Annotated in this window: 13 protein-coding genes; 6 read left to right on the top strand and 7 right to left on the bottom strand. The window is 43.6% G+C overall.

The window, feature by feature from the left end; translation table 11 throughout:
• Window positions 1-233: 233 nt before the first annotated feature.
• From RG608_RS06925 to RG608_RS06940, 4 genes are all read right to left on the bottom strand, one after another.
• Complete coding sequence (locus RG608_RS06925) at window positions 234-1,277, bottom strand: SepM family pheromone-processing serine protease (protein WP_004187930.1); 1,044 nt, start codon at window positions 1,275-1,277, stop codon at window positions 234-236.
• Window positions 1,264-1,758 carry a pantetheine-phosphate adenylyltransferase gene (gene coaD, locus RG608_RS06930; RefSeq protein WP_308946768.1) on the bottom strand — a complete coding sequence of 165 codons (495 nt, stop codon included), beginning with the start codon at window positions 1,756-1,758 and terminating at the stop codon, window positions 1,264-1,266. Before coaD ends, RG608_RS06925 begins: the two co-directional genes overlap by 14 nt.
• Window positions 1,748-2,296 carry a 16S rRNA (guanine(966)-N(2))-methyltransferase RsmD gene (gene rsmD / locus RG608_RS06935; RefSeq protein ID WP_268687567.1) on the bottom strand — a complete coding sequence of 183 codons (549 nt, stop codon included), beginning with the start codon at window positions 2,294-2,296 and terminating at the stop codon, window positions 1,748-1,750. The genes coaD and rsmD overlap by 11 nt, the downstream gene beginning before the upstream one ends.
• Window positions 2,297-2,365: 69 nt before the next feature.
• Window positions 2,366-2,854: a YcxB family protein gene (locus tag RG608_RS06940; protein WP_268687568.1), complete on the bottom strand. Its 489-nt coding sequence runs from the start codon at window positions 2,852-2,854 to the stop codon at window positions 2,366-2,368.
• Between the two features lie 142 nt (window positions 2,855-2,996).
• Here RG608_RS06940 and RG608_RS06945 point away from each other — a divergent pair, with 142 nt between their 5' ends.
• The 4 genes from RG608_RS06945 to RG608_RS06960 are packed head-to-tail and all read left to right on the top strand — an operon-like array spanning window position 2,997 to window position 5,735.
• Complete coding sequence (locus tag RG608_RS06945) at window positions 2,997-3,674, top strand: XRE family transcriptional regulator (RefSeq protein WP_268687569.1); 678 nt, start codon at window positions 2,997-2,999, stop codon at window positions 3,672-3,674.
• Window positions 3,675-3,677: 3 nt separating this feature from the next.
• The gene (locus tag RG608_RS06950) at window positions 3,678-5,093 is read left to right on the top strand and encodes a Y-family DNA polymerase (protein WP_268687570.1); all 1,416 of its coding nucleotides are present in this window, start codon (window positions 3,678-3,680) and stop codon (window positions 5,091-5,093) included.
• Window positions 5,090-5,464: a hypothetical protein gene (locus tag RG608_RS06955; protein ID WP_002929616.1), complete on the top strand. Its 375-nt coding sequence runs from the start codon at window positions 5,090-5,092 to the stop codon at window positions 5,462-5,464. The genes RG608_RS06950 and RG608_RS06955 overlap by 4 nt, the downstream gene beginning before the upstream one ends.
• Window positions 5,442-5,735 (top strand): DUF5960 family protein, encoded by a 294-nt coding sequence (locus RG608_RS06960; protein WP_268687571.1) that lies wholly within the window; start codon window positions 5,442-5,444, stop codon window positions 5,733-5,735. The genes RG608_RS06955 and RG608_RS06960 overlap by 23 nt, the downstream gene beginning before the upstream one ends.
• 256 nt (window positions 5,736-5,991) lie before the next feature.
• Here the strand turns inward: RG608_RS06960 and RG608_RS06965 are convergent, their stop codons facing one another.
• Together RG608_RS06965 and RG608_RS06970 are read right to left on the bottom strand one after the other, a co-directional pair.
• Entirely contained in the window at window positions 5,992-7,470 is a 1,479-nt protein-coding gene (locus RG608_RS06965; RefSeq protein WP_268687572.1) for a flotillin family protein, read from the bottom strand.
• Between the two features lie 104 nt (window positions 7,471-7,574).
• Window positions 7,575-8,105, bottom strand: a complete 531-nt coding sequence (locus tag RG608_RS06970; RefSeq protein ID WP_032906422.1) for a DUF177 domain-containing protein — start codon at window positions 8,103-8,105, stop codon at window positions 7,575-7,577.
• Window positions 8,106-8,203: 98 nt separating this feature from the next.
• Between RG608_RS06970 and RG608_RS06975 the strand changes: the two genes are divergently transcribed.
• Both RG608_RS06975 and RG608_RS06980 read left to right on the top strand, forming a co-directional pair.
• Window positions 8,204-9,073, top strand: a complete 870-nt coding sequence (locus RG608_RS06975; protein WP_268687573.1) for an Rgg/GadR/MutR family transcriptional regulator — start codon at window positions 8,204-8,206, stop codon at window positions 9,071-9,073.
• A gap of 351 nt (window positions 9,074-9,424) precedes the next feature.
• On the top strand, window positions 9,425-10,666 hold the full coding sequence (locus RG608_RS06980; RefSeq protein WP_268687574.1) for a transporter: 1,242 nt from the start codon (window positions 9,425-9,427) through the stop codon (window positions 10,664-10,666).
• Window positions 10,667-10,797: 131 nt separating this feature from the next.
• Here the strand turns inward: RG608_RS06980 and RG608_RS06985 are convergent, their stop codons facing one another.
• A complete protein-coding gene (locus RG608_RS06985) occupies window positions 10,798-15,342 on the bottom strand; it encodes a glycoside hydrolase family 70 protein (protein ID WP_308946770.1) in 4,545 nt (1,514 codons plus the stop codon).
• Window positions 15,343-15,373: the final 31 nt, after the last annotated feature.

A 15,373-nucleotide genomic window follows, 5' to 3' on the forward strand; every position in this document is an offset into this window, starting at 1 on the left:
CTGAAAAAAGTCAGACGATTTAAAGCAAAGAAGACCAACTGATTTTGTCTGTCTCACAAGAAAAGGGAGTGGGAAAGAACTTCAAACAAGTTAAAAAGTTCGTCTTCCCACCCCCGCACAGTTGATTAGGTCATCTTTGGAGCTTAAAAAGCGAAGTAAGATGCCAATCAACCACTGCGTCATCTATTTTTTCTAATTTAGACTCAAAAGTCTGGACTTTTTGCCCAGACTCCTTACTTGTTCTTTTTCAGATAGTCAATGGCATCCTGCAGCGTTTTAACTGGAACAATTTTCATATCCGTTTTAATCTTCTTGGCTGTCTCCAGAGCCGTTTGGTAGTTGTTTTTCCCATTGGGAGAAAGCTTCTTCTCTTCCTCTGTAAGTTCATTGTTCGGTGCAAAGAAAACATCTGCTCCGCTTTGGGCTGCTGAAACGACTTTCTTATCGATTCCGCCGATTTCGCCAACTTCACCTTCACGGCTGATGCTGCCGGTCCCTGCAATATCGCGGCCGCCACGAAGGGTCGGATCAGCCAACTGGGTATAAATGGCTAGGCTGAACATGAGACCAGCACTAGGACCGCCAATACCTTCAGTTGAAAATGTAATCGGAATATTACTGCTGACTTCTGTCCTGTCTATCAGACTAATCCCAATCCCGTTCTTACCGTTCTCCAGCTTGATAATCTTTCCGGTTGCCGATTTCTCCTGACCATCTTCTTGGAAAGTCACCTTGACCTTATCTCCAAGCTTCTGCGAGTTGACATACTTGACCAGCTCCTCAGAGCTTTCAAAGGTCTTGTCATTGACACCGGTTACCGTATCAGCAATATTGAGAACTCCTTTGAAGGTTGAGTTATCAGCTACCTGCAGGACATAAACCCCCAAATAGTCCATTTTGATCTCTTTACCAGCTGTCGTCAACCCCTGATATTTGGCCATATTTTGCGATGTTTCCATGTAAAACTGGTTGATCCGATTAAACTCATCGTCCGTGGAGCCACCCGTCATATCCTTGGCGGAATAAATATCTGTAAAAGGAGTCAGCCAAGCATAGACCAGATGAGCAAAGGTTGCCTGCTCTACTCCGACCGTCACAAAATTGTAGGAGCCCGCTTCCTTGTCGGCCTTATTATCAACTATCAAGACCTGACGAACATCCTCGGCACCACCAGGAACTTCTATGTAATAAGGCAGACGAACGTAAAGAGCTGCTATAAAAAAGGCAATAGTGACGCCAATGACCGTTGGCAATATAAACTTCTTAATTCTTTTCATTGTTGATTCTTTCTAATTCTTTGATTACACTTTGGGGCACATAGGCCGCGATATCCTGCTGAAAAGCAATCAGCTCACGAATACGTGATGAACTGATATGCTGATAGACTGGCTTGCTGAGTAAGAAAATCGTCTCCAGCTCTCCTGCTAGTTCATGATTGAAAAAGTTCATATTGGCTTCATAGTCTAGGTCTTGACTGTTACGGAGACCGCGTACAAAGGCCTTGACTCTCAGCCTTCTGGCCACTGTCACTGCTAGCTCATTCTGAGAAGTAATAACCTCAACATTATCCAAATGCTGCAGAGCTTCTTTGACCATGCGCTCTCTGGCTTCAATTGTGAAAAAACCAGATTTTTCTCGGTTATAGAAAATCCCTACATAGAGCTTATCAAAAAGCCTGCTGGCCCGCTCAATCAGGTCCACATGCCCTGTGGTCATCGGGTCAAAAGACCCTGTGAATAATCCTATCTTATCTGACATATACCGTCACCTTTGAAATTCCATATATCTTCTGCTTCCAAATGCCCAGCCCTGCAATTTCCTCCGGCAGCTCTACTTCCTTGTCTGTCTCACAGACTACCAGAACATCTTGACTCAAGAGCCGACGCTCCTCCAGCTTCTCAAGGTCCTCCACAATCTGCTCCTTGGCATAAGGCGGATCCAAGAGAACTAAGTCAAAAGCCCCTGTCAACATTTCCAAGGCTCGACCAGACTCCATCTTGAGCAAGTCAAAACGTTCCTGCTCCTTGGTCATCTGAATATTTTCTGAAATAATAGCCTGAGCTCTGCGATCCCTTTCGACTAAGATAGCTGTCTCCATACCTCGCGAAATAGCTTCAATGGCCAAACTCCCGCTCCCAGCATAAAGATCCAGCACTCGACCGCCGTCAAAATAGGGACCAATCATATTAAAAATTGCCCCCTTGACCTTATCGGTCGTAGGCCTGGTCGTCTTGCCGTCCAAAGTCTTGAGGGGCCTGCCTCCGTATTTACCTGCCACAACTCTCATAAAAAACATTATAACACACATCGCACAGGAGGCCAATTTTTTGAAAACTTGACAGACAAAAAACAGAAGTGCCCCAAATTAGAGACTTCTGCTTTCTTTTAGTTTTAGTAAAAAATCAATTAATTCAGGCTGACAGTCTGCCTTATCCAAGATCAGTCCCAATGACCGGCCAACCATGATATAAAAAGTTTCTGGCTTGTCTATAATCGCCACAATATCTTGATAGTCATATCGAGAGGTATGATTACGATTAAAGACCTGAAAATCCGTCTCGTAAAAGTTAAATTCCTGCTCCAAATCATGCCAGAGAGGGTTGCCTCTATAAAACTTTTTAATATGTCGATTCATAGACAGGTAGTAAAGAAAAGGAAGTATAGCCACAATAACAAGAAAAGCTACGCCTGCCAAAGGTTCTCCGATAAAAAAACAGATTGCACCGCATATCAGCACCACTATCTCAGGGAGAATCAGTGAGAAGATGCCATTCTTTTTATACCAAAAGTTGGTCCAAGCGAAACGGCGGTAGACTTCTTCTGTCATAGTTGTTTTTGCTGTCATAGGAAACATCTCTCTACCTCCTGGTTATATTCCTCCCTACAGTTTACCACATTATTGCTAAGAATGAAAATACTCAATAAAGCACTTGCTTTTCTCAATTTCATCTGGTATACTATGTGTAACTTTTAAAACGTTACATAGGAGGTGTAATATGTTTTCGCATGAAAAATTAAAAAAACGCCGGCTGGAGCTTAATTTGACTCAGGCTTCCATTTACCAAGAGCTGGGCGTCTCTCGAAAGACATACTCTGCTTGGGAAAATGGCCTAGCAGAACCCCATGCAAAAAATCTCAGGAGGTTGGCCACCTGTCTCAAAGTCCAAGAGAACTACTTTGTGGATGAGACCAGTGCGCTCTACACCTACCCTTTACTAACTACTCCGCACAAAAAAGAAGTAGACAAGCTCGCTAGTCGGCTCCTAGAGAGACAGCGCAAGGTTAGCTCTCTTACAGCCTATAAGGTTCTATCCGTTGAGCTGGCTGCAGGTCGCGGGCACAGTTACTATGACAATGAAACAGACTACGAAACGGTCTACTTTGATCAAGAGATCCAGCATGACTTCGCATCTTGGGTCTCTGGGGATTCTATGGAGCCTAAATATCCCAATGGCTCTGTTGCCCTTATGAAACAGACAGGATTCGACTACGATGGGGCGGTCTATGCTCTTATGTGGAATGGCAAGACCTATATCAAAAAAGTCTACCGTGAAGCTGAAGGCCTACGCTTAGAATCTATCAATCCTCACTACGATGACCTCTTTGCCCCTTATGAAGACCAACCTAGCATTGTTGGTATAGTAGTCGGACATTTTCTGCCGATTGAGGTGTAAGTTATGGTCCTATTTGATTATTCACGCGAGCCCCATTCAGACATTGCTTTTGTGGATATGAAAAGTTTTTACGCCTCTTGTGAATGCATTGCCCTCGGCCTTGACCCTTTAAAAACCTCGCTCTGTGTCATGAGCCGAATTGAAAATTCTGCCGGACTGATACTAGCTGCTACCCCTCTCTTTAAAAAGAATTTTGGGAGCCAAAATGTCAGCCGAAGCTATAATCTTCCTTTTGATGTCCACACCCGTAAGTTCAACTATGCTGCTGCCCGCAAGCAGGGACTGCCAATTACAGCAGATTATGTGCGCTTTATCGAAGACGCTGCCCAAAAGACCCTACTGGTCCCCCCTCGGATGAACTACTATATCCAGAAAAACATGGAAATCCAAAAGATTTTCCAGGATTTTGCGGCTCCCGATGATATTTTCCCCTACTCAATTGATGAGGGCTTCTTAGATTTGACAAGCTCTATCAACTACTTCATTCCCGATCAGACGCTGGACCGCAGGACTAAACTAGACCTGCTGGCTGCCCGCATTCAACAGGCTATCTGGAAGAAGACTGGGATTTATGCCTCTATCGGCCTGAGCAATGCCAATCCTCTTCTCGCTAAGCTGGCCTTGGACATTGAAGCAAAACATACAAAAAAGATGCGGGTCAACTGGTCCTACGAGGATGTTCCCAACAAGGTCTGGACTATTCCGACAATGACAGATTTTTGGGGTATCGGCCACCGAACGGCCATCCGTCTTAAGAAGCTAGGTATCCACTCCATTTATGATTTGGTTCACTTTAACCCCGATATTCTCAAAAAAGAAATGGGGGTCATGGGCCTGCAGCTTTGGTTTCACGCTCATGGCATTGATGAAAGCAATGTTCACAAGCCTTATCAGGTCAAGTCACATGGCCTAGGGAATTCGCAAATTCTCCCCCGAGATTATAGACGACAGGCAGAGATTGAGCTGGTTTTCCGAGAAATGGCTGAGCAGGTCGCCATTCGGCTCAGACGTTCTGGTAAGAAATGCCAGCGTGTCTCCATCTATGCCCGCTATTCTAAACAGGAGCGCCTTCCTTCCATTCATACACAGAAAAAAATTGAGCCTATCAATAACAGCGATCGACTGGCTCAAATCGTAGTTCAGCTTTTTCGTTCCAAATATAAGGGCGGGGCTATCCGACAGATTGGTGTTTTTTACAGTGACTTTGTCGATCAAGGCTATGGTCAGATTTCTCTCTTTGATGATCCCCTGCAAATTCAAAAAGAAGAGGAGCTCCAGCTGACGATTGACCTCATCAGAGATCGCTTCGGCTTTACCTCTCTGCTTAAGGGAAATGCCTTGCTGGACTCCTCCCGTGCTATTGCTCGAAGCAAGTTAACTGGTGGCCATTCTGCTGGAGGTTTGGAGGGCTTATCATGACCGACCGCTCTTATCTCCCCTATCAGTCAGCACGTGACTTTCAGGATCGGGGCATGGCTAAGTGGGCTGGCTTTTTCCTCTCTGAGCACAGCACTGCTCTGGCCAAGACAGAACTAGATATCAGTCGCCTGACCCAGCTTGACAGACAGGAAAAATTCCACTTGCTCAGTCAAGCCTACAGTCAGCAAGTTCCCATCCGAATCACCTTTCTTAATCAGGGAAAGCTGACCGACATTACTGCTACCGTCTTCCATCTGGACTGCAAGCAGGTCCTCTTGCAGGAAGGTGACCATTACAAAGTCCTTGCTATCCATCAGATTCTTTCGATACAAGCTTCAGGAGGCGCAGATGACTACTCAGAATCTACATGAGGAACTTCAATTTGATTATTTTTCCCAGAATTACTATCAATTTCAAGAGGATTTTTATCAATTTTCCAATCTTCCCCAGCCTCTGATGGCCATGGAAGATGACATCCTACTCCACATGGCCAGCCGCCGGGTCACTTACTTCAAACTCTCCAAGACCAAAAGTTTGGACAAGAAGGACCATTACTTCCACTTTACCGTCAGCCGCCCAGACCAAGCAAACCGACTCTGCATTTACCACTATCAAGGCCAAACAGAAGATATAAAGCAATGAGCTCCCAAACTAAATGTCTGGGAGCTTATTGTATGGAGCTGGCCATCTACTAGAATCTTCTCAATTCTTTCTTGCTTTAAGTCAGGCAAATAACATTAAAGATTTGAACCGGGTATATTCGAACCTGAGAAACGCCATTCTTTTTAGGTTATATACCTAGTTTATTTGTATAACTTAATTTCAGATTAAAGACACCCCAATCGTTAGATTTTCTGTCTAACTTTTGGGGTGCAATCAAAACCATTTATCTTTTCTTTTATTTTTTATCGGTGTCAAGATTTGCAGCTTCAATAGCAGGTTGCTCATCTTGTTTTAGCTTGTTAACAGTCATATTAACACCAAGAGCTCCTGCTAGGAGTTGGCGGATATCGAAGCCTGCACCTTGCGACACTTGGTCAATACTCTGCATGATATCACCAACCATCTTAGAAGCATTGCCTTCACCATACATAGTAATTTTGTCCACTTTAGTAAGCGGCTCTGCTACAGCACGGGCAATTTCTGGCAGTTTGTCTACAATCATCTCAGTAATCGCAGCTTCCTGCATTTTCTTCATGGCTTCAGCTTTTTTATCCAAACCTTCTGCTTCAGCTTCTAGCTTAAGACGAATAGCCTCCGCTTCAGCACGTCCCTTGGCTTCAATGGCTTCAGCTTCTTGCAGTTGCGCAAATTTCTCAGCCTCGGCTTGAGCCTTGCGAGCTTCGGCTTCTTTTTGTGTTTCAAAGAGTTCAGCCTCGGCTTGGCGTTGACGCTCAATCAATTGTGCTTCCGCAGCTTGTTGACGAGAGTATTTCTCTGCTTCAGCCTGTTTGCGGATGTTAGCATCCAGTTCTTGCTCCCGAACCTTAACTTCGCGTTCCTTGACTTCAGCTTCTTTCTCTTGCTTCATGATATTAGCTTCGGCAGCCACACGTTCTTGCTCGCGACGCTGCACTTCCGCCTCAATACCTTTAGCTGCATCAGCCTTAGCTTGCGCAATATCCGCTTCCTGCTTGAGGGCTGCTTGTTTCAGTTTCAACTCATTTTGCTTTTGAGCGATTTCTAAGTCAGCGGCTACTCGCTTGTCGTTAGCCAATTTGTCTTGCTCAGCTTCTACTTCCTTGCGCTCACGTTCCGCTTTAGCCTTTGCGATTAAGGCATCTTTTTTGATGGTTTCAACATTTTCGATACCGAGATTATCAATCACACCACCTTCGTCAGAGAAAGATTGAACTGTAAAGGCAATGACTTCCAATCCCATTTTAGCTAAATCCGGAGCTACGTTATCCTGCACTTTTGAGGCAAATTCCTGACGGTCATTGACCATCTTCCGCAACTCCATCTGACCAATTACTTCCCGAAGATTTCCTTCCAAGACATCTTGAACAGAGTTGGAAATATCAATTGTATTCCAATTAAGGAAGTTTTCTGCCGCACGAGCAATCATTTCATCAGTCGTTCCGATTTTTAGCTTAACAGCTGCATCGGCACGAACATTGATAAAGTCTAGAGTCGGTACCGCTTCAGAAGTGCGAACATCTGTTGAGAACTGCTCAATATCCAAATAAGAGCGCTGCTCTACAAAAGGAATCATAAAGCCAGCCTTACCACGAAGGTGACGCTGTTTACGTAGTCCCGTAATTACAACTACTTCGTTAGGGCGTGCGTTAACATAGCCTTTCACTAAAAGTACGACAAGGACAACCAAACCAATAATTACTGGAATCAACCAGGTTGGAAAGAAAAATGTATCCATTAAATCTCCTTCTATAAGACAATTTTCATTGTCTATTTTCTTTTTATACTTAGTATAACAAATTATTTCAAATTCTCAAATTATTTTCAAGATTTTTACAAGAATCATTCATCAAAAAGTCCTTGCAAACCGGCGAAAGGATTGTTCTTCTCTTTTTGAGCTTCTTGAGCAGCGGCGAATTCCTCTTCCGTCATAACCTGCCAGTCTTGGCCCGACAGAAAGCCTTGGCCGGCTTCTTCCTCAGCTGTCAGGATTTTCAACGGGATATTCAGCAAGATATTATCAGCCACACTCTCGGATACATTAATCTCGCCATTTTCAATCGGCAGCACCAAATCCTGATCAATCATATCCTGCGATGCAGCCTGTCCTTCTTCCATGAAAATTTCGTTGACTAGATAAGACTCCTTGAGTTCCACTGGCTCCATGCTACGACTGGACGTCAGAGTAATGGTATAAGACAAGTCATAATCTAGAAAATAAAGGCCGTCTTCATATTGAACCTTTCCACTGGCTACAATATCCTGAACATCTAAAATTTCAGGATTGCGCTCTTTTAACTCCTCTGCCAAGTCCAGCTTTTTCTCAAAGGCTAGTCCATCTGGATTCTTCCGAATTTCTTGAATATGCAACATAAGTTCCTCTTTGTTTTTTTCTTTTATTATATCATGTTTGGGCGCTCCGCTGTTATTGAAAATTATTTTGTTATAATAAATAGCAAGGAGGGAAGACAATGGAACATCTGGGACAGGTTTTTAGATTTTTTCGAGAGGCTAGGCACATCTCTTTATCCGAGGCGACCGGTGGAGAATTTTCAAAATCTATGCTCTCTCGCTTTGAAAATGGGCAGAGCGAACTGTCGGCACAGAAACTTTTTAGCGCACTCAGTGCTATCCACACGGAAACGGAAGAATTTACTGTTGCAGCCGGCATCCAGAACCATCACTCTCACAAGGAACTCTTAAGCCAAATCCAAGACCTGTTGCAAGCCAATCAGCTTAACCTCTTAGAGGAACTTTATCTGGAAAAAGAAAAAATCACGCGAAAAAGTAAGAGCGCTAACGATTGGGTTGAGCGCCTGATTATAAAGGCCTATCTCTGTGCCCTCAAAGAGTCTGAAAAGGCCAGCCCAAAAGAACTCGATTACCTACATGATTACCTCTTTTCAGTTGATATTTGGGGCCGCTACGAGCTCAATCTCTTCTCTATCTGCACTCCAGTTTTATCTCTAGATTTGTTTTCTCAGTATACGAAAGAAATCCTCTCAAGAAAGGATTTCGTAGCCTTATTTGCCAACAATCGCAACACCCTGCACACTACTTTTCTTAATGGCTATCTTCTGGCCATCAGTCAGGAAAATATCACCCAGGCAGACTATTTCCAACAAGTCATTGAGCGACACTTTTACGAAGAAAATGAGACTTACTTCCGAATTGTCTATCTCTTTGCTCAGGGAGAGTTAGCTTGTTTGAAAGGGCAAAAAGAAGAGGGACTCACTCAAATGAAGCAATCTGTCGACATTTTCCGAATCTTGAACTGTCAGCATAGCGCTGACTATTATCAAGAAGCTCTTGATACTGCTTTTCAAAAATATAGTAAATAATGCAAATCTCCACTTTTAAGCTCAGCGATGTTGAGTTGGAAAGTGGTTTTTTGATGCAAAATACACTCCAACTTACTCATTTTAACAATTACACCCAAAAAAATCATTGAATATATGCAACATTTCTTGCGGCTTAGATTTTCTATTTTATACTAAAAACAGAAAGAGCTAGCGCAAGTCACTTTCAGAATTTTACCACTTACTTATGAGACCTAACCAGTTGCCGAAAAGCCCTTTTTTTGGCTTTAAACGGTCTATAATGGTCATCAGAAAGAGAAAAAACAAAAGCTAGATTACAGATGTGCCAAATCAGCTTTTATACAATTTTGCAGTTTAGAAAAGGAGTCTACGATGAAATTATTCTTTAAAAATGGGGTCTATGCCTCACTCAGCCTTTCCCGAATCTTCAACACCTTGGGAGCTTCTATTTTCAATATTGTTTTTGTGGTATTTGCTTCCAGCATGCCCAATCCCAAGTTCGCTATTGCTGTGGCTAATTTTATCGTTCTGGTTCCGACCTTCTTTACTATCTTTGCTGGTATCAAAGCTGACAAGACCGTTCATAAAACTCGTTGGCTGATTCATTTTGGTTATCTTCAAGCCCTGCTCTTTGTCCTTGTTGCCTTCATGACTCGCTCCAGCTCTTATCTAGCCTTCTCAGCCGTCTGCTTGATGAATATCCTTTCTGATATCATCAGCGACTATCGGAGCGGCCTGCAAATGCCGATTTTGAAAAAGAATGTTCCAGAGAAAGACCTTATGGAAGCCTTCTCTTTTACCCAGCTTATCAGTTTTCTCTGCAGCCTGGCCGGACAAGCTTTGGGAGTTTGGCTCCTAACCGTCAGCCAGCAAGACTTTTTCTTAGTTGCTTTGGTTAACGCCTTGACCTTTCTCCTATCCTCCACCATCCTCTACCTAGTCCGTCGCAGATTGACCCATGACCCAGTGGCAATTTCTGAGAAAAAAGCTCCTCTGAAGGAAGAATTGAAGAAAATGTACACATCGTCCAAGCTCATCTTCGAACAGGAAGGTTCTAACAATTTTCTTAAACTACTGGCTCAAATCCTGATCGTCAACGCTATGGCAGGTTCTCTTATAGCTCTTTATAATCTCTACTTGCTGGACAATCCCATCTTCCAGCTGTCCTTTAGTCAGTCTCTCTTGGTTCTTCAGACCACTCTTGTCCTAGCCATGATTGCAGCCAGCCTGACGCCCAACGATTACTTTAGCCGTCTCTCTCTAAATCAACTAACCCTCTGGGCTGCTCTTACCATGATTCTGCTTGCTGTCAGCAATTTCTTGCATCTGCCTGTTTTCGTTGGTATTGCTTTCGGATTTTTACTAGCTTATATCTCCGGCAAGATTAATCCCAAAATCAACACCCTCTTACTGAGCAAATTGCCTTCTGATGTTCTCGCTCAGACTTCCAGCTTTCTGAGTCTGCTCTTTTCTTTCTCTGTTCCCTTTGGTACTATGATCTTCAGCAGTCTGGCCCTCTGGAATATGAACGCTAGCTGGCTCATCTTCAGCATTATCGGTGTGATTGCTCTGCTCCTATCTATCGAAAAAAAGAAAGATGTTAAAGAAATTTGATAGATTTAATTTTATTTTTATATTTGTTCTCCCAGAAGACAGCAAAAAACGATAACTTCCAAATAAGAAGTTATCGTTTTTGTGTATTAGAAAGCTAAAGATTAAGTTTCATTTAGCCTATTCTATTGCTATTAGTTCCAGCCGAAGCGTCTGCCTCTACCATTTCGGTCAAAGTACATCCAACTTCCATCTTCCAGCTGAATCCATTTATTGCGCGCCATTTCACCTGAATTGGCATCAAAGTAACGGTTAGCACCATTGACATAGACAATCTTACCTTTGACTTGCTTGCCATTTTGGTCGAAGTAAAGGGTTTGTTGGCCAATCTGCTGCAGACCTGTCACAGCTATCCCGTCACGGCCAAAGTAGTACCAAGCATTTGGTTCTGCTTCAGCAAAGCGGTTGCGAGCCAGCTCGCCGGAGTTGGCATCAAAGTAGTAGCGTTGTCCTTTATTGTTCTTCACAATCTTGCCCTTGACTTGCTTGCCATCTTGGTCAAAGTAAAGCACTTGCTTGTTGATGGTTTGTAGACCAGTCACAGCCTTACCAGCCTGATCGAAGTAATACCATACATTCTTGGCGCCTTCGACAAACTTGTTGACAGCCATTTCACCTGAGTTAGCATCAAAGTAACGGATAGATTTATCAGCCAGAGTTACTACCTGCCCCTTGACTTGCTTGCCATCTTGAGCGAAATAAAGAGTTTGCTGACCAACTTTTTGCAGACCAGTCACAGCAACACCATCTGCGCCGAAATAGTACCAGTCACTTGGATTATCTCCTTGGGCAAAGCGATTAGCAGCAGCGTTACCTGAATCCTTGTCAAAGTAACGAAGTTTACCATCCTTGGCACGCGCAATCTTGCCCTTGACTTGGTAGCCGTTTTGGTCGAAGAATTGCTGATTGCCACCCAGAGTTACCAAACCTCTAGCCATGACACCCTTGGCATCAAAGTAACGCCAGTTTTGGCCATCAGTAGTGTAGTAACGGTTGAGAACTTGGGCACCAGTCTTATCGTAGTAGTACTGATTGCCGTTTTCATCTTCACGGAGAGAGTCTCGTAACTGAATACCATTCTTGAGGAAGTAGAGCTGTTTGCCGTCAATTTCTTGCGCGCCTGTCACCAGATAGCCGCGGTTGTTGAAGTAATACCAATTTCCATTTTCATCTTGGATAAAGGCATTCTTAGCCTCATATCCACTAGTTGAATAATACTTAGTACCATTAGCATCACTAACAAATCCAGTGGAAGCTTTCTTATTGACCAGTTGCTTAGGCAGTACCATCTCACCATTCTTGGTATTGAGATATTCGTTGCTAGCCCAATCTTTAAGAACATAGTAAGCCCCGCGACCTAAGATATTGGTACCGTTGAAGTGTTTAGCTGACCACTTGGTAATCTTCTCATCAGTCGTCATCTTTTGGCCGTTGGAAATCTGTACTCGTTCAAAGATTTCTGGGTATTTAGCTTTGAGTTCATCCAAGAAGGCTCCACCATACTTGCCTTGATAGTCTGTACCATTCGTTCTAGCATTGGCAACGTAAAGTTTTTCCTTGATTTCTGCACCTTCACGGTAGGTTCCGTAGTTGTTGACACGAGTTGCTGTTACTACTTCTTTGCCTGGCAGATTGTAGATTTGGTCTGGCACCCAGTCCGCAATGGCTTGGATATTGACACTATGAAGAGCACGGAGAGCATTGAGCAGGTCATTTAAAGAACCATATTTATTGTTTTTGCTCATTGCCATATCATAGCGATCTTCAAAGGCATAACCATTCTGGATGATAGAATCTAGGAAAGTACCGTCTTGGCTAGATACATACTGAGGTGGCAGCTCAAATGAAGTCACTCCCCATTCCTTGAAGAGGTTGACATTTTTAGCAATGACTTTATTGGTATATTGGTCATCACGAGTTGCAAAGTCTTGGAAGTTAGAGAAACCTTCATAAATCAGCTGAGAATCAAGGGCTGCGCTAGACTCGTAAACCTGACCGCTGGCATTTTTCTTCTTGCTGGCTGTTACACGAGCATCCTGATCTGCCTTAGCACCAACTGGTACCCAAACAGCCAGATAACCAGAAACTTGGACATTGCTGTAGCCTGCAATATCATTCATATCAAAGGTCAAAATACCATTGGCATCTGTCTTCTTCCAGAGGGATTGTGGTACTTCTTCGTCAGTTAAATAGCGGGAAATGCCATCTTTGGTCGTCAAGAGCACAGGACGGTAGTATTGATTCTTATGGGCTGCTCCCATATTGACTTGCAGTTTATCCCATACATTTAACTTGAGGTTAGGGTTGTTAGAAGCAATAACAGCCATCCCTTGGGTACGGGTCTCTTCTGTTCCTTCATCCGTTGCTTCGTTGGCACCAGTACCGTAACGAACAGAAGTCAAAATACCGTTATAAGACCATTTATCAGCCTCACGAGGTACACCCATATAGGTGACTTTCATGTCCTGACCACCAGCTACATACTTAATACGAGCCCGCAACAAGGCATCAATAGCGTCATAGTAAGGAGATTTTTTCTCCATGTATTGACCGTCATCAGTATAGAGATCCCCATAGTAGACCCGAGTAATGGAGTCTTTATTAGAGAGCATGAGAGCATGAGCAGTTGGAATATTGAACTGCGTATACTTCTTGTCCGCCTTGCGCATATCTTCGTTGTAAATCTTGAAGGCTTGCTTAAGCTCATCCATGGTAAAGGTCAAACCATCAGTATTTGGATTGATATTTTCCCGAATGATGTCGGCAATAACGGTTTGTACTTCACTGTCATGAGCCCGAACAAAGATATAGTTGGCCATCCGCTCGCCATTTTTCTTTTCAGTAGAACGGTCATTCAGACTATTCGTAATCGTTGGCTCTACACCGCTACGGATAGAAAGTTTACGCATGAACGAATAAAGCAAGGACAGACGAAGCTTATTATCAATCGGCAATTGAGCGCCCTTGGTGTCTTTGTTGTAGTCAGGGTCGTTGTCAGACCAAGCTTCTAAGATAGACAGATGCTTAATAGCCTGCTCTTCACTTTCTCCAACCTTGTAGCGAGACTTGAAGTAGTCAGAGGCAATTTGGAGCAAGTCCGCATTGACATTGTCCACCGCATCGACACGGACTCCGTCAAAGTTAGCAGTCGGATCATTAGCTACGATGCTGCCGAAATTCATCATAAAGTGCAGCCAGTTGAGTTGCTCAGCCTGAACAGCTGGATTAGAGTTGTCAAAGTCGTTAGCTAGCAGGAACTCATAACCACCATTTGACTTATCAATGAAGTACTTAGGTGTACCAGTTTGGCTGGTAGGTGTGCGATTCAGGATGCGGTACTTAGAATTAGCATGAGAAGTCTTATCACTATTGGTATAAAGCAGAGCTCCGCCTTGCAAGTGGTCCTTATTAGTACCAGTTGTTTCAGACTCTGTCTTGATATTCCAGTTTGGCTGAGTTTTGATAAATGCACCCATCAGTGTTCTCAGCCATTTAGTATCGCCGTCTTTACCGATTCTTTCTTCAATTTTGCGCTGAACCTGCTGAGAAGCACCTGTCAGGATAGCTTGTTCCACTTTGTTTTCAAAAGCTCCTGCTCCCAAACCTTGCTGGTTCATATAGTTAAGATAGCTAACCTGCGTTTGCTTATCAGGCCACCAAGCCATTAAAAGCGGACGCAAGTCAGTCTCTGTAGACTGAGTCCATGTTTTTCCATCCTTGAGGATAGCTTTTGGACGATACCAGCTATCCGCTGTCAGGTAGCCGTCAACTGTTTCGATGTCCTTTTCCGTAGTGCCATGGAAGGCATTCATTCTGGTGAATTCATTGTTAAGGCTGCTAGTACCTTGCTGGAATTGATACTCAGCTGAATCAATCAGTGCTCCAGTCTCTGCATCGAAATAAAGAACTTTTCCATTAAGCTCAACTGCAAAATTCTTTTTAACTGTACCATCGTCCTGAACATAGTATTTCTTGCCATCAATCGTCTTGATATGAGATAAGACATCATCATCATGCTCAGTATTAACAGGCGCCGCTTGAGCTTGAGCAGCACGCATTCTTTCAGCTATCGCTCCCTGTCTTTGAACCGGTTCTGGCAAGCGATCTTTCTTTGCAACCTTTGGATTTGCAACAATTTTGTCTGTAACAGTCTTTTTTGCTTGTTTGTCAGCAGCCTGCTTTTGAACAGTTGCTGGACTTGCTTGTCTATCCTGAGCAATTGCTTCCGTTTTAGCTGCTTCTGATGTTGCGTTAGCTGCTTTTGCTTCTTCAGCAACGGCTGCATTTTCTGTAGCTGCTGCTTCTACCTGCTTTGCTGGTTCTTGAGCATCGGTTTTAGCTACTGCCTCTGTAGTTGCTGCAGCTGCTGCAGCTGTCTTTTCAATGCTTGCTGGACTTACTGCGGTAGCTCTGTAAGTTGCTTGGTCCGCAGAAGCTGTTTTTTCTGCTTCTAGTTTAGAAGGTGTAGTCGCTTGGGCTTCAATCGCCTGCTCTGAACTACTGCTCTGAACGGGCGTCTGATCTTTAACGGCCGCTTGTTCAGCATCATCCGCATGGACAATGCCTGCTTCAAGACCAAGTACTTTTGGTGCTACGAGGAGTGATAAAGCAGTCACGCCAATAGCTACCCAGTTCTTCTTAACTTTATGCATTTTATAATGAATTTTTTTCTCCATCATAAAACCTCCTTTTGAAATTAATATAAAGTTT

Source organism: Streptococcus sp. IsoGale022 (assembly GCF_031142805.1).
Classification (GTDB): Bacteria; Bacillota; Bacilli; order Lactobacillales; family Streptococcaceae; genus Streptococcus; species Streptococcus sanguinis_A.

Bases quoted from the DNA above. Each gene is read 5' to 3' on its own strand.
- RG608_RS06960 (WP_268687571.1), top strand. From the start codon at position 5,442: ATGACTACTCAGAATCTACATGAGGAACTTCAATTTGATTATTTTTCC.
- RG608_RS06925 (WP_004187930.1), bottom strand. From the start codon at position 1,277: ATGAAAAGAATTAAGAAGTTTATATTGCCAACGGTCATTGGCGTCACT.
- RG608_RS06945 (WP_268687569.1), top strand. From the start codon at position 2,997: ATGTTTTCGCATGAAAAATTAAAAAAACGCCGGCTGGAGCTTAATTTG.
- RG608_RS06970 (WP_032906422.1), bottom strand. From the start codon at position 8,105: ATGTTGCATATTCAAGAAATTCGGAAGAATCCAGATGGACTAGCCTTT.
- RG608_RS06965 (WP_268687572.1), bottom strand. From the start codon at position 7,470: ATGGATACATTTTTCTTTCCAACCTGGTTGATTCCAGTAATTATTGGT.
- coaD (WP_308946768.1), bottom strand. From the start codon at position 1,758: ATGTCAGATAAGATAGGATTATTCACAGGGTCTTTTGACCCGATGACC.
- RG608_RS06975 (WP_268687573.1), top strand. From the start codon at position 8,204: ATGGAACATCTGGGACAGGTTTTTAGATTTTTTCGAGAGGCTAGGCAC.
- RG608_RS06955 (WP_002929616.1), top strand. From the start codon at position 5,090: ATGACCGACCGCTCTTATCTCCCCTATCAGTCAGCACGTGACTTTCAG.
- rsmD (WP_268687567.1), bottom strand. From the start codon at position 2,296: ATGTTTTTTATGAGAGTTGTGGCAGGTAAATACGGAGGCAGGCCCCTC.
- RG608_RS06940 (WP_268687568.1), bottom strand. From the start codon at position 2,854: ATGTTTCCTATGACAGCAAAAACAACTATGACAGAAGAAGTCTACCGC.
- RG608_RS06980 (WP_268687574.1), top strand. From the start codon at position 9,425: ATGAAATTATTCTTTAAAAATGGGGTCTATGCCTCACTCAGCCTTTCC.
- RG608_RS06950 (WP_268687570.1), top strand. From the start codon at position 3,678: ATGGTCCTATTTGATTATTCACGCGAGCCCCATTCAGACATTGCTTTT.
- RG608_RS06985 (WP_308946770.1), bottom strand. From the start codon at position 15,342: ATGATGGAGAAAAAAATTCATTATAAAATGCATAAAGTTAAGAAGAAC.